The organism is Streptomyces sp. RerS4 (assembly GCF_023515955.1).
GTDB lineage: Bacteria > Actinomycetota > Actinomycetes > Streptomycetales > Streptomycetaceae > Streptomyces.
Window position 1 is genome coordinate 46,478 of record NZ_CP097322.1, and the last position, 13,850, is coordinate 60,327.

Sequence of the window (13,850 nt, forward strand, 5' to 3'; positions counted from 1 at the left end):
GGTTCCTGCCGGGGCTGCTGGTCGTTGTGCACAGGTGAAGACCCCGACCTCCCACACCGACAGTGTCAGGGCGCTCCGCCTGGTCGCTGTCGCGCCCCGCTGCCACCTCTGCCCCGACGAGGACAGCGTCCTGGCCGATCCGGCTGTCATGGTCGACTTCCTGCCGGCCTCCGGCATCCTCCGCCAGGTCGGCCTGTGCGCGTCCTGCGATTCGGGGCGGCCCAGCCGGGGGCGGCCCGAGCTGGGTCCTGCGGACGGTGCCTGGCGGGTGGTGGAGCGGTGCGCGACGGAGTTGCTCGCCGCGTACGAGGCGGGCCGCTGGATTCCGCACGCGCAGGAACTGGAGTTTACGGCCGGCTTGGCCCGGGTCGCGTGGAGCGAGGCCTCGGTGCGGTCTGCCGTTCGGGACGCGGGTCGGACCGCCCTTGCCGGGCGCCTGGTTCGCGACGTCCTGCTGGGTGGTCGTGTCTACCTGGTGCTGGCCAACGTTTCTGCGGATGACCCCGCGCTGCACTCCCTGCGACGCCTGGTCGACGTCCTCGCGACGGCTGCGGAGTGCCCGGCGGGCCCCCCGAACGACGCCGCCTGATCGCTGGGTTGAGGGGGAGGACGGTGTCCTCAACGGACATCACCTTGGTTTCGGTGCGCGAGTCCCCCATCGACGTCTGCTGCGCTGGCCCGGAAGGCGTCGACTCGCGGCCCTGTCTAGGCCCGCCCGATTTGAGCTACCTTCAGGCGGGCTTGCGGGGGTGGCGACCAAGGCGGTGCAGGGTACGGCAGTGCAGTGCCTCCTCGACTCCGATTCCCAGGCTGGTGAACAAGGGAAGGTCTGGTTTTTGCAGGGCGGTCGCGGCTTGGGCCACGTCGTGCCTGTCGGGGTAGATGAAGAGGGCGACCGGCCCGGTGTCGGCGTGCTGCGCGATGTCCAGGAAGGCTTGTCGCTCGGTCGGGCTGCTCAGGGTGTAGCGGATCGCGAGCTCGAAGGGCTTCGGGGCACGGCCGTGGAGCACGAGCAGCACGTGGGTGTGGTCGGGCAGGACCTGCCATCGTGCGTCGATGCTGGTGCCGGTGGACTGGATGTCGGTGGTGAGGTCGAAGGCGGCCTCGGTGTAGGCCTCGTCCAGTCCGTGTACCGCCGTTCGGGATACCGGTTGCATCAGAAGGAGTTGTGGCCCAAGGCGCACCATGAGCGGGAATGCCTCGGCCTCGATGGTCACCCTCTGGTCGGTCATGAGGGAAGTCTACGGATGTCCACGCCCCGGTTTCGCCGGTCGGGCTACGGCTTTGGTTCGGAAGCGCCACCATTATCAAGAGCAAAGAATCAGCCATGCTTATGACTTTTGGCCACGCGCAGGCTTCATGAGGAGCGCAAGGCGTGTCGCGCTTGGGTCGCCGAAGAGAAACGGCACCTCGCGGGGCGTGGCGCGATGCGTCGGGGCATTCCAGATCAAAGTTGACATTTGATCAACTGTGGCTCAAGAACCCCATAGATCCTGGCGCGTTGACACCGTAGTGTGCCCCTGTTAGGGCTCGCATAAAGATGTCGAAACAGTTGCAACAGCGATTCCTTGGCCGGCAGGCAGTGGGCTGGCCACCCAACCCGACAGCGATCATCCGGGGGTACCACAGCAATGACGACAACACGGCAGCAGTTTCCTGGCCCCCGCCGCATGCTCGGAGCTGCCGCCGCCATCGTGGGCCTGGCCGTCGCCGTCACGGGTTGCACCTCAGGAGTGAAGGACGACAAGGCCTCCCCTCCACAACCCAGTACATCTCCCGCCCTGTCGGCTTCTGCCGCATCGCCCAGTGCCTCCGCAGACCCGGTGGAGGCGGAGAAGGCCGACGTCAAGGCTGCGTACAGCCGATACTGGGGCGTCCTCACGCAAGTCTTCGCGCAAGCGGATTCAACCGGCACCGACCTCAAGACCGTCGCATCCGGTACCTCCTACGCCGAGACCGAGACCGGGCTGGCCAACATGCGCAGGTCGGGCCGCGTCATGACCGGCCAGGCAGACCACTCGAAGATCGTGGTGGAGCTCAAGGAGGGAACGAAGCTCCCGACGGCCGCCGTCACGGCCTGTGTCGACGTCACCCGGTGGAACCTCGTGGACAAGAAGACAAGCCAGCCGGTGCCCCTGCCCTCGCAACGGCTGCTTCGGTACATCACCGTCTCGACCATCGAGAAGTGGCCCAGTGGATGGGTGGTCATCGAGGAGAAGATCCAGGATCAGGCATGCTGAGACGCCGCGCTGCGGCCGCGACCCTCGCCGCCGTCGCGTCGGTGGCCTTGTCGCCGTCCGTCGCGTGGGCGACGGACGGCGACGTCTGGAACTGCGACAACAAGAGGGTGTGCGCGGGCGTCGAGATCCCGCCGGAGGTCGGCGGGGGCGGGACGAGAAACCGGCCCGGCAGTGGTTCCGGTGGCGGTGGGTCGAGCCGGCCCACGCCCGTGATCGACGGCATCTCCTGTGCCATCACGCGCCTGGAACCGCAGCCTCCGGCCGGTAGCGCGCTGTGGGAGGGGCACACCCCTGGCGATGGTGCCGTGTACGTCAACCCCTGTATCTGGCAGGGGCCCGGGTCGGAGAACCAGGACGTGCTCGGCAGGGTGTTCTGGTCGCAGGACGCCCCGGCGCCGGCGGTCGATCCGGCGGTGCTCGCGCGGCGGGCGGTGGACAGCATGCTGTTGGACGGCCCGGCGATCGTGAGCCCGCGACCCGGCGGAACGTACACGGTCGGGGTACCGATGTGGCTGTGGGTCGGGCAGGGCCCGACCACATGGGGGCCGAACGTGGCCTCGGCGTCCGCGGGCGGGATCACGGTGACGGCGACCGCGAAGGTGTCCTCGATCGTGTGGTCCATGGGCGACGGATCGTCGGTGACCTGCACCGGGCCCGGCACCGCCTACACGGCGGCGCGCGGGATGGCGGCTTCGCCCGACTGCGGTCACCTCTACCGCGCGACGTCGGCCGGGCGGCCCGGTGGGAAGTACAGCGGCACCGCCACCTCCACCTGGACCGTCGACTGGGCCGTGAGCGGCGGCGGGCGGACGGGCCAGCTGACCGAGGTCCGCCAGTCGGTGTTCACCGTCGCGGTGGGCGAGGTCCAGGTCGTCGGCCAGTAGCTGGCCCCCTTTTCGAACTTCTTTCTGGCTTTTCTCCCTGGAGGCACAGCAGTGAGCACGACCACCCAGCCACCTGCGGGCCGCGCGGCTCTTCCCGGGCCTGTGGGACCTGTGGACTCTCCGGCGGCGGCGCCGCGTGTGGTGCGTCAGCGACGACGGCGCCCTGGACTGATCGCCTTGTCCGTCGTGCTGATCGCGGCCGGCGGTCTGTCGGGCGCGTTGCTGTTCACCGCGTCGGGTCAGCGTTCGGCGGTGCTGGTGGTGACACGTGACGTGCCCGTGGGGGCGGCGATCACGGCCGCCGACCTCGCACCGGCCTCCCTGGCGCTGGACCCGGCGGTCAAGGCGGTCCCGGTGGCGCGGAAGGCGGGCATGGTCGGTCAGCGGGCGGCCGTTGCCCTGAAGGCCGGCTCGCTGCTGTCGCCGGATCAGGTCACCGCGACGTCGCTGGTCAAGGCGGGTGAACAGTTGGTGGGTGTGGCGTTGAAGCCCTCGCAGCTGCCCGCTTCGAAGCTGTCGGCGGGCCAGAAGGTGTTGATCGTCTCGACGCCGGATCCGGCGCAGCCGGCGGCCCCGCCGTCGGGCAAGCCCGGGGAGGTCGCGGTCCCGGCCGTGCCGAAGACGTTGGCGGCGACGGTGGTCGCGGTGGGCGTCGCCGCGCCGGCGACGGGTGTCGTGGTGGTGGATGTGGCGGTGCCCGCCGCGGACGGGCCGACGCTCGCCGCGCGGGTCGCGACGGGCGCTGTCGCGCTGGTGGTCGCGGCGCAGGAGGGCAACTGATGGCGGTGGTGGCGCTGGTGGGCGGGCTCGGGGCGCCCGGGGTGACGACGACGGCGCTGTCGCTGTTGTTGACGTGGCCCATGCCCGAGGGGCATCGGGTCGTGCTGGCGGAGGCGGACCCGGACGGCGGCGCGATCCTGCCGGGGGCCTTGCAGGGAACCCTGGACAACGCCCGTGGTCTGCGCAACCTCGCGGTCGCGGCGCGGCAGGGGCAGTTGCAGGAAGCGTTCTGGCGTCAGCTGGTGGACATCACCGACGCCGGGACTCGGGATCGGCTGGTGCTGCCCGGTCTCTACGATCCCGCGCACGCCTCTGCGCTGGAACCGGTCTGGGCGCCGCTCGCGGGCCTCTTCGTGGGGATCGAGCCTCACCGACACGACGTCATCGTTGACCTGGGCCGGCGGGGGGCGTTCGGCCCCTCGGCGGTTCTCGCGCAGCGCGCCGACGCCGTGCTCCTGGTCGCCCGCAACACCCTGCGCGGGTTGCAGAGCGCGCAGGTCCGCCTGGAGGCTCTCAGGGAGAGTCTCGGCAGCACGACCGAGGTCGGCATGCTTTTGGTCGACGGCGGTCCCTTCTCCAAGGAAGAGGTACGTCGACACCTGGGCGTCGCGGTGACGGCGGTCTTGCCCTGGCAGCCCAAGCAGGCCGCCGTGCTCTCCGACGGCGCGGAGCAGCCGCGGCGCTTCGAGTCGTCGGAGCTGATGCGTGCGGGGCGGTCGGCGGCGGTGCGGGTGCAGGAGATGGTGGCCATCCGTCGCTCTCGGCTGGCTCCGCCGGCTGCCACGCTCGGGCGGGCGGTGAGCGGTGCGCGCTAACCCCCTGCACAACGATCCGCAGATGTCGACGTCGGGCCTCCAGGCCCGGCTCGCCGTGCCCCGCCCGGCTACCGCCCCGACGCCCTCCTCTGCGGATACGCCGCCGAGCCCCGCCCTGGTCAACCCCTGGGCGACGCCGCCCGCCCCGCCCGCCCCGCCCGCCGCCCCCGTGCCTCCTTCGGGCAACGCTTCGGTGGAGCACGCGGCCTCCCCTGCCGTCACGGTGGACTACGCGGCGGTGCGGCTGATCAAGAAGGAGGTCGGCGAGCTGTTGACCGATGTCCTGCGCGCCCGGCCGAACCTGTCGGTGACCGCGCAGGAGCAGCAGGGCCGGCACCTGATCAATCAGCAGGTGGCCCTGTGGTCGGATGCCGAAGCCGTGAAGCTCGGATACGCGACCAGTGCCGCCCAGGACGCGGCCATCGCGCAAGCGGTCTTCGACCTCCAGTTCCGCGCCGGCCGCCTGCAACAACACCTCGACAACCCGCTGGTGGAGAACATCTTCATCAACGGCTACGCCGACACCTGGCTGGACTTCACCGACGGGCGCCGCACGCGGGTCGCTCCTGTCGCCGACTCCGACGAGGAGCTGCGCGAACTGCTGCGAGACCTGGCCCGGCGCACCACGGGCCAGGCGGAGCGCAGCCTGTCCACAGCCGACCCCTTCCTCGCCCTGCGGCTGGCCGACGGCTCGCGCCTCCAGGCGATCATCGACGTCACCCCCGGCACGTACGTGACGATCCGCCGGCACAGCATGCGGCACGCCGACCTGCCCGAGCTGGTGTCCCGGGGCATGCTCGACACCACCCTGGAGCAGTTCCTGCGCGCCGCGGTGCGCGCGGAGAAGAACGTGATGGTCGTCGGCGGTCAGGCCGCCGGCAAGACGACCCTGCTGCGCGCCCTGCTGCGGGAGATCGATCCCGACGAGCGGTTCGCGACGTTGGAGACGGAGTTCGAGCTTTTCGCGCACGAGAACGGCTACCACCGACAGGTCGTGCCGATGGAGGCCCGCGAGTCCAACGGCGAGGTCATCGGAGGAGGGGCGGCGGCCGGTGAGATCACGCTGATGGACTTGATGTACCGGGCGCTGCGCATGTCGCTCGCGCGGATCGTCGTCGGTGAGGTCCGCGGCCCGGAGATTGTGGCCATGCTGGAGGCGATGACGAACGGTGCGGGCGGCAACCTGTCCACTCTGCACGCGATGAGCCCGTCCGTCGTGTTCGACCGGATCGCCGAGCTGTACCTGCTGGCGCAAGCCAACATGACCGAGCAGCTCGCCTACCGGCAGGCCGCGAACGGCCTGCACTTCATCGTGTTCGTGCGGCAGATCGACGAGACGAAGATCGGCGGTCACCGCCACCGCTTCATCTCCCAGGTCCTGGAGGTCACCGGGATCGGCGAGGGCGGACGCCCCGAGACGAACCAGATCTTCGGGCCCCGCCCGGAGTGGGGCGAGCACCGGGCCGTGCCATTGATGCTGCCGCGCTGTGTCAACGACCTGCGCCGGGCCGGCTTCGACGCCACCCTCCTGAACCAGCCCACCGGGTCGTGGGGCGCAGCGCTGCCGCTGCTGGTCGCGGAGGGGGCGTCGTGAGCGTGCTGTTGCTGTGGGTCCTGTCGGGGCTGGCCATCGCCGGCGGCTTGGTCGGCCTGGTCGTGGGCCTTCGAGGTACGACCGCGCCTGCCGGGCCGGGCGTGGGCGCGCGTCTTCGGGCCGGTCGGAGCCTGGCGACGCGGGACGAGGCGATGCGGCGCCGTACGCGCCTGGCCGTCGGGGCCGTGGGCGGGGTGGGGTTGTGGCTGGTGAGCGGGGTGTTCGTCGCCGGCGCGATGTGCTTCCTCGCGGTCATCGGCGTGCCCTGGCTGCTGTCGCCCACGAAGTCCGCGACCGTCCGCATCGCGAAGCTGGAGGCCCTCGGCGACTGGACACAGCGCCTGGCCAACACGCTGCGCCTGGGACGCGGCCTGGACGAGGCCCTTCAGATCTCCCGCCGGGGATGCCCGGAGGAGATCACCGAGGAGGTCGCCGATCTGGTGGACCGCCTCCAGGTCGGGTGGCGGCCCGTCGACGCGCTGCGGGAGTTCGGGGACGCGCTCGGGGACGTGACGGCCGACAAGGTGGTCGCCGCGCTGGTGCTGTCGGCGGGCGACCGCGGACCGGGCCTGGCCCAGGCCCTCGACGACCTCGCCGAGTCCGTCCACGAAGAGGTCGCCCGCCGGCGTTCCATCGAGGCCGACCGGGCCAAACCCCGCACGACCATGCGGTGGATGACCATCATCACCCTCGCCGTGATCGGCACGGGCTTCCTGATCCCCTCCTACACCGCCCCCTACGGCACACCGCTCGGGCAGCTGATCCTGGCGGTGCTGTCGGCAGGCTTCGTCGGGGCCCTCGCGCTGATGCGGCAGATCGCCGACATCAAGCCGGTCCCCCGCTTCCTGATCGCCGACCCCCGAAGCGCCGTCACCCCCCTCCCCACCCCCGACGCGGACACGGTCGTCGAGCCCGAAGAGAAGGTCGAGGTGCGCCGATGATGCCAGTCGCCGCGATTCTCGCCGGCGCCGCCATCGGCGCTGGCGGCGCGCTGCTGATCCGGGAGCTCCTCAACCCCGCCCCGGCGCTCGGGCCCGCGCTGCGCCGCCTGAACCAACCCGCCCCCGCCCCGACACCTGTCGGGGAGCCGGCCCTGGACCGCGATGAGCGGTGGGGGCGGTGGCTCGTCGAACACCTCGCGGGCATGCCGGGCCTGCGGATCCCGCACAAGGACCTGGCGCTCACCGGGCAGAGCCCGGCCAAGTTCCTGCTGACGAAGGTCGCCCTGGCCGGCGGGGGGCTGCTGCTGCCTCCGCTGTCCACGATCCCGTTGCTGCTGCTGAGCGTGTCCCTGTACCTGCCCGTGATCGTGGGCGTCCTCGCCGCCGTCGTGCTCTGGTTCGCCCCCGACCTCGCGCTGCGCGACAAGGCCAAGCGCGCCCGGGGCGAGTTCGCCCATGCCATGGCCGCCTACCTCGACCTCGTGGCGCTGCGCCGGGCTGGGAACGTCTCGGCCGAACAGGCCATGGAACAAGCCGCCCGGGTCGGCGAAGGGTGGGCGTTCCAGCGGATCCAGGCCGCGCTGGCCCAGTCGCACGTGGACAAGGTCGCGCACTGGGAATCGTTGGCACGCCTGACCGCCGAGCTCGACCTGCCGGTCCTCGACGACCTCGCCGCGATCATGCGCCAGTCCACCGACGACGGCGCCTCCGTCTACGCCACCCTGCGCTCACGGGCCAAGAACCTGCGCACCGAACTCCTGTCCGCGCAGGCCGCCGACGCCAACGCCGACAGCGAGAAGATGACCGCCCCCGGCGCCCTGCTGGCCGTGCTGGTCATGCTGCTGATCGCGTTCCCGGCCGTCATCCGCATGCTCACCACCTGAACCGATCCACCACCCCCGAGAACCGAGGAGTTCACCATGAAGCTCGCCGTTCGACTCTCCGTCGCGCTCCGCTCCCACTGGCAGACCATCAAGGACCAGGAAAAGGACCGGGGCGACATCTCCATCACCACGATCATCATCTGGGTCGCCGCCGTCGCCGGGGCCCTGGTCATCGCGGGCACCATCGGCGTGGTCGTCACCAAGTACAACGGCAAGCTTTCCGGCATCTGAACCACACAGAAGGGAGGGCGAGGGGGCGTCGTGGCACGTTCGGCGAGAAGCCGACCCACCGCATCGCACACCGGTGCGCCCGCGAAGTGGCCCCGGATCACGCGGGCCCGGCAAGGGCAGCGACACGGGGAGGGGGATCGGGGGGAGGCCTCCCTTCAGATGGCGATCGTGTTCCCGTTCGTCATCCTGGTCACCGTCGCGGTCGTCCAGGCCTCGATGTGGTACTTCGCCCGCAACATCGCGCTGACCGCCGCCCGCGAAGGCGTCGCCGCAGCCCGCGTCTACCAGGCCCCCGAAGGCGCCGGCGCGGCCAGGGCCCGCGAGACGCTCGGCCGGATCGCCGGCGACAGCCTGACCTCCCCCACGGTCAGCACCGCCGGCAGCTCGACCACCGAGGTCCGTGTCACCGTCACCGGGACCGCGCCGTCCCTGATCCCCGGTCTCTCGGGCCTGACCGTCTCTCAGTCCGCCGGCGCCCCCAGGGAACGGTGGACCCAACCATGACGGTGACCTCCGGCTGGGCGGCCCGGTGGCGTACGGCAGGTGAAGGCGACCGGGGCAGCGAGACGATCGCCGCGGCGATCGTCACCCCACTCCTGCTGATGCTGCTGTGCCTGGCCATCGCGGGCGGGCGGATCGTCACCTCCGGTGCGAAGATCGACGCCGCCGCCGAAGACGCGGCCCGCGCCGCGTCCATCTCCCGCACCCACTCCGGCGCCCAGTCCGAAGCCGCCGCGGCCGCCGCCCGCTCCCTGGACGATCAGGGCATCCGCTGTGCCGAGGCCAGTACGCAGGTGGACGCCTCCGGCCTCGCCGTACCCGTCGGACAGGTCGGCACCGTCACCGTCACGATCACCTGCACCGTGGCCCTGTCCGACCTCCTGCTCCCCGGGGTGCCCGGACACAAGACGCTCACCAGTCGTTTCACCTCCGTGGTTGACGCCTACCGCTCCCGGGAGGGATGACCCATGCCCATGCCCATGCCCACGCCGACGGCCCGCCCCAAGTCCTTGCGGCGGCGCCTGAAGGACGACGACGGCGGGATCGCCATCTACACGGCGATCGTCACGGTGGCCCTGCTGGGCATCATCGGGCTGGCCATCGACGGCGGCGGCAAGCTCCGCGCGACCGAACGCGCGGACGCGACCGCGATGGAAGCCGCCCGCGCGGCCGGCCAGGCCATCGACCCGGCCGCCGCCATCAACGGCCAGGCCGTCCGCGTCGACCCCCACGCCGCACAGGCCGCGGCCCAGGCCTACCTCGCCCGCACCGGCACCCAAGGCAGCGTCACCCTGTCCGCCGACCAGAGCCTGCTCACCGTCACCGTCCACGACGCCTACACCACCAAATTCCTTGCCATCGTCGGCATCCCCTCCATGGGGGTGAACGGGCACGGCTCCGCCCGCCTGCTGTACGGCGTCACCCAACCGCAGTAGCCCCCGCCCTCCTGTCCCCCTGTCCGCCGTCGAAGCGAGAACACCCGATGCCCAAGCCCACCCCAATCCGCCCACCGTCCCGCCCCCAAGGTGGCGGTGGCCGCACCGCGGCCGCGCTGGTCCGCGCGGTGTTGTCCCTGACCGTCCTGGCCGCGCTGTTGGCCGGTCTGCCGGTCCTGCTGTGGTGGGCGACCGCCATCGTCGGCCCGCCCGGCTGGGCCGCGCTCTCCAGCCTGCTGTCCACCGAGGACTCCGGGCAGGTGTTCCTCTTGGCCCTGGCCGTCGCCGGCTGGGTCGGGTGGGCCTGCTTCGCCCTCGCCGTCCTGCTGGAGATTCCCGCGCAGCTGCGCGGCCGCACCGCCCCGCAGATCCGCGGCCTGGTCGGTCAACGCGCCGCCGCAGCCCTCGTCGGAGCCGTGCTCGTCGCCCTGCCCGCCGGAACCGCCCTCGCTGCCCCCGCCGCCCCCGCTCCCGCCTCCCCCGGCATCAGCGCCTCACCAGTCCCCGGCACCCCGGACAGCGGCACCGTGGCCTCCCTGGACCGTTCCGCCGGCGCGTCTGCCGCCGGAGCGGTGACGTACACGGTGCTCGACGCACGGCCGGCGGAAAGCCTGTGGTCCATCGCCGCGCAGCAGTTGGGCGACGGCGAGCGGTGGACGGAGATCGCCACCCTCAACGCAGGCCGCATCATGGTCGACGGCACCGTCTTCGACGCCCGCCAACCGATCCAACCCGGATGGCGCCTCACCCTTCCCCACGACAGCGGCAGTGAGCGCGCGGGACAGGCCGGTGCGCACGGCGGGCAGGGCGGTCACGTGGTGCGGGCAGGTGAGAGCCTTTCCACCGTCGCCGCCGACCGTCTCGGATCGGCCGACCGCGCGATGGAGATCTTCGACCTCAACCGCGGCCAGGCCCTGCCCGACGGTGGCACCTTCACCAATCCCGATCTGATCCACCCCGGACAGCACCTCACCCTGCCCGCGAACGCCGGCTCCGCGCCCTCCGCCACTTCCCCGGCTGCTCCCACCCCCGACTCGCCGGCCGCCGGCACACCGACACCCGCCGCGACGCCTTCCTCGGCCCCGGCCCCGGCAACCACGCAGCCGACAGCCGCCCCTTCGCCGGCAACACCGTCCACGACCGCCACCCCCCCGACCGCGGCCTCGCCCTCCGCGTCCGTTCCCCAGCAGGCACCGACCCCCACAACCTCGGGCACCCCCGCCGCGCCGTCCACCGAGCGCGCGCGAGAGGCGGTATCCGTCAACTGGGCGCTCGTTGCGGGGATCGGCACCCTCCTGGCCGCGTCCCTGACGACAGCGCTCGCCGTACGGCGCATCCTGCAACAGCGCCGGCGGCGCGCGGGCCAGACCATCGCCCAAGACACCGACCCCACCGAACTGGAACAAGTCCTTGTCGCGACCGGCGAAGTGGGCGGCGTCGAACTCCTCGACCGGCTCCTGCGCGCCCTCGCCCACCAGGCCGCCACCGACCAACGCGACCTTCCCGCCCTACGCGGCGCCCTGTTGTCCGGCAAGGAAGTCCGGCTGCTCCTCGACGAGCCGGCCGACCCGATCGCCCCGGCCACCACCGGCGGCAATTCCCGGACCTGGATCCTGGACCCGCGCGCCGCACTGCCGGACGACGGCGTCCTGCGCGAGGTCCAGGCCCCCTACCCGGGGCTGGTCACCCTCGGCTCCCACGAAGACGGGCTGCTGCTGGCCGACCTGACCACCACCCGCGTCCTGCTCCTGGACGGCACCCCCGACGAGGTGCTGGAGGTTGCCCGCGCCCTGGCCCTGGAGCTCGGCACCTGCGCCTGGACGGACTACAGCGAGATCCTGACCGCGGGCCTCGGCTCCCGCCTGGCCGGCCTGCTTCCCCAGGGCCGCATCCGCGCCATGCCCCACCTGGCGGCCGTCGCCACCGACCTCGGCAGCGTCCTCCTCGAAGCCCACCAAGCGGGCGAGCAGGCCCTGCCCTGGATCCTCGTCGCCGCCGGCGACCACGATCCTGACCACCTCACCCAGCTCGCCGACGCCCTCGCGGCCGCCCGCGACCTGAAGACCGCCCTGGTCCTACCCGCGGGCGACGCGGCTCGCCGCGCCTTCCCCCACGCCGAACTCCTCGACGTCACCACCGGCTCCCCCGCCCGTCTGGATTCCGTCGACCTGCCCGTCACCCTCCAACGCATCACGGACGACCAGTACCGGCAGTACGTCCACGCCCTCACCGTCTCCACCCAGGACCCGCAGCCCGCCACGGGACCCTGGGGGTTCGCCGAACCTCACGAACAGCCCGCCGGTAGCGGACAGCCTCTGACCGTCCGCGTCACCACCGCGACTGCGACCGCGAACGACCCCGGCAACCCCTTCCCCGCACTCCTCGCCGCCGCGCCCACTGGCACCGGCACCGGCCCCGAGACGGTCCTCCCCCAGCAAGGGCAGAGCCCCGCCGAGACCGCCGAGACCGAAGAGGACCCCCAGGAGGTCGTCGAGCAAGCAGTGCCGTCGGCCACCCCGGACACAGAGCAGCCGGTGATCCGCATCGACGTGCTGGGACCGCTGCGCATCACGGGAGCCGCAGACTCGGCCCACCGGCCACGCACCGCCGTCATCGCCGCCCTCATCCACCTGCGCCCCGGCCGCACCATCGACACCCTCTGCAACGCCATGGACCCCGTCACCCCCTGGACAACGCGCACCATGCACTCACGCCTCTCCGAACTCCGGAGCGTCCTGGGCACCACCGCCGACGGAACGACCCTCCTGCCCCGGCCCACCACGACCGGCTACACCTTCCACCCCTCCGTCACCTCCGACTGGGAACAGTTCAAAACCCTCGCCACCCGAGGCCTCGCCGCCGGTGCGCCCACCGGCATCGCGGACCTGGAGGCCGCCATGGCTTTGGTGCGCGGGCGCCCGTTCGCCGGGCGCAGCCTGCCCTGGGCAGACGCCGCCGTACAGGAGATGCTCGCCCGGATCACCGACACCGCGCACACCCTCGCCCGCTGGCACGCCGAAGGACCGGAGCCGGATCTCGACGCCGCCCGCACCGTCGTCCAGCACGCCCTCGACATCGAGGAGACGTCCGAGGTCCTCTACCGCGACCTGATCACCATCGAAGCCACCACCGGCAACCAGGCCGCCGTCCGCAAGGCCGTCGCCCGCCTCCAACAGATGGCACGCACCTACGACATCACCCTCGACGACACCACCGAGACCGTCATCGACCAGGCCCTGACCACAGGGCCGATCCACACGACGGGGGCCCTGCCCAGGACCTGACCGGGCCCCGCACCGAAGGCCGAAGGGCCGGACCGATACGGTCCGGCCCTTCGCGTTAAGACGCCAGGATCGTGAAGACGGATCAGACCTGCGCCGTCGTAGGAGGAGGCGACAACAGTGCGCACTTGGCCGCGGCCATCAACTCGGCCCGCGCTTGCGACTCACCCGCCGGCGGACGTCGCACCCACTCCTGACGCACCTCCACCACCGCCGCACACACCGCCAGCACCTGCTGCGCCATGTCCTCGGAGAGCTCCGCTCCTTGCGGACCGGTCACCACCACCGGCCCGTACAGCCCGTACGGCAACTCACCACGCCACAGTGACGCGAGAACCCACGCGGACAGGTTCATCGGCAACCGGTCACCGGCCCCGTTGCCGTGAACCCAGAAGTCGACGCGACGGTGGTAGACCGCACGATCCGACGCACCACCTACGGCCGTACGTACCGCATCTTGGCGATCCGACGCCTCGCCTCCCCACGACAACGTCACCACCGCTCCGTCCGTGTCGATCCGCAACGCGTCGCCCATGCCGCCCTCCGATGCGCGGACATGCCGACTCCTCGCCGGCCCCTCTCCCATGATCTCTGCTCAGGCGGTCACCGTGGCCGCAAGACTGAAACTCACCGGCCTCGGAGAGGCGACGAGAGCCCACCCTCGCGGCTGTGGCGTCATCCTCGCGCTTTCACGAAGGGAGGCTGTCCAGCAGGTGATCAGGACAGCAGAGCTCAGCCCACCTCCTGCGCCGCGCCGTCCTTCA

Annotated in this window: 15 protein-coding genes; 13 read left to right on the forward strand and 2 right to left on the reverse strand. The window is 71.6% G+C overall.

Going from position 1 to position 13,850, the window contains the following annotated elements:
• The first annotated feature begins 34 nt into the window (after window positions 1–34).
• The gene (locus M4D82_RS00185; RefSeq protein WP_249764036.1) at window positions 35–589 is read left to right on the forward strand and encodes a hypothetical protein; all 555 of its coding nucleotides are present in this window, start codon (window positions 35–37) and stop codon (window positions 587–589) included.
• Between the two features lie 142 nt (window positions 590–731).
• On the opposite strand, the gene M4D82_RS00190 is transcribed toward M4D82_RS00185, so the two are convergent.
• Window positions 732–1,232: a hypothetical protein gene (locus M4D82_RS00190; protein WP_249764037.1), complete on the reverse strand. Its 501-nt coding sequence runs from the start codon at window positions 1,230–1,232 to the stop codon at window positions 732–734.
• Between the two features lie 438 nt (window positions 1,233–1,670).
• On the opposite strand from M4D82_RS00190, the gene M4D82_RS00195 reads away from it, so the two are divergent.
• The 12 genes from M4D82_RS00195 to M4D82_RS00250 all read left to right on the forward strand — a co-directional run bounded on the left by M4D82_RS00195 (window position 1,671) and on the right by M4D82_RS00250 (window position 13,089).
• Window positions 1,671–2,240, forward strand: a complete 570-nt coding sequence (locus tag M4D82_RS00195; RefSeq protein ID WP_249764038.1) for a hypothetical protein — start codon at window positions 1,671–1,673, stop codon at window positions 2,238–2,240.
• On the forward strand, window positions 2,234–3,124 hold the full coding sequence (locus M4D82_RS00200) for an ATP/GTP-binding protein (RefSeq protein ID WP_249764039.1): 891 nt from the start codon (window positions 2,234–2,236) through the stop codon (window positions 3,122–3,124). Before M4D82_RS00195 ends, M4D82_RS00200 begins: the two co-directional genes overlap by 7 nt.
• Window positions 3,125–3,310: 186 nt before the next feature.
• The gene (locus M4D82_RS00205) at window positions 3,311–3,904 is read left to right on the forward strand and encodes an SAF domain-containing protein (RefSeq protein WP_349637110.1); all 594 of its coding nucleotides are present in this window, start codon (window positions 3,311–3,313) and stop codon (window positions 3,902–3,904) included.
• Window positions 3,904–4,719 (forward strand): hypothetical protein, encoded by an 816-nt coding sequence (locus M4D82_RS00210; RefSeq protein ID WP_249764040.1) that lies wholly within the window; start codon window positions 3,904–3,906, stop codon window positions 4,717–4,719. The genes M4D82_RS00205 and M4D82_RS00210 overlap by 1 nt, the downstream gene beginning before the upstream one ends.
• A 22-nt stretch (window positions 4,720–4,741) precedes the next feature.
• Complete coding sequence (locus tag M4D82_RS00215) at window positions 4,742–6,313, forward strand: TadA family conjugal transfer-associated ATPase (RefSeq protein ID WP_249764041.1); 1,572 nt, start codon at window positions 4,742–4,744, stop codon at window positions 6,311–6,313.
• Between the two features lie 2 nt (window positions 6,314–6,315).
• On the forward strand, window positions 6,316–7,254 hold the full coding sequence (locus M4D82_RS00220) for a type II secretion system F family protein (RefSeq protein WP_249771341.1): 939 nt from the start codon (window positions 6,316–6,318) through the stop codon (window positions 7,252–7,254).
• The gene (locus M4D82_RS00225; protein ID WP_249764042.1) at window positions 7,251–8,138 is read left to right on the forward strand and encodes a type II secretion system F family protein; all 888 of its coding nucleotides are present in this window, start codon (window positions 7,251–7,253) and stop codon (window positions 8,136–8,138) included. Before M4D82_RS00220 ends, M4D82_RS00225 begins: the two co-directional genes overlap by 4 nt.
• A gap of 36 nt (window positions 8,139–8,174) precedes the next feature.
• On the forward strand, window positions 8,175–8,369 hold the full coding sequence (locus M4D82_RS00230) for a hypothetical protein (protein WP_249764043.1): 195 nt from the start codon (window positions 8,175–8,177) through the stop codon (window positions 8,367–8,369).
• A gap of 96 nt (window positions 8,370–8,465) precedes the next feature.
• Window positions 8,466–8,873: a TadE/TadG family type IV pilus assembly protein gene (locus M4D82_RS00235; RefSeq protein WP_283844536.1), complete on the forward strand. Its 408-nt coding sequence runs from the start codon at window positions 8,466–8,468 to the stop codon at window positions 8,871–8,873.
• Window positions 8,870–9,334, forward strand: a complete 465-nt coding sequence (locus M4D82_RS00240; protein ID WP_249764045.1) for a TadE/TadG family type IV pilus assembly protein — start codon at window positions 8,870–8,872, stop codon at window positions 9,332–9,334. The genes M4D82_RS00235 and M4D82_RS00240 overlap by 4 nt, the downstream gene beginning before the upstream one ends.
• 9 nt (window positions 9,335–9,343) lie before the next feature.
• Entirely contained in the window at window positions 9,344–9,805 is a 462-nt protein-coding gene (locus tag M4D82_RS00245) for a TadE/TadG family type IV pilus assembly protein (RefSeq protein ID WP_249771343.1), read from the forward strand.
• A 47-nt stretch (window positions 9,806–9,852) separates the two neighbouring features.
• Window positions 9,853–13,089 carry an AfsR/SARP family transcriptional regulator gene (locus M4D82_RS00250; protein WP_249764046.1) on the forward strand — a complete coding sequence of 1,079 codons (3,237 nt, stop codon included), beginning with the start codon at window positions 9,853–9,855 and terminating at the stop codon, window positions 13,087–13,089.
• Between the two features lie 82 nt (window positions 13,090–13,171).
• On the opposite strand, the gene M4D82_RS00255 is transcribed toward M4D82_RS00250, so the two are convergent.
• Entirely contained in the window at window positions 13,172–13,621 is a 450-nt protein-coding gene (locus tag M4D82_RS00255) for a hypothetical protein (RefSeq protein ID WP_249764047.1), read from the reverse strand.
• Between the last annotated feature and the right edge of the window lie 229 nt (window positions 13,622–13,850).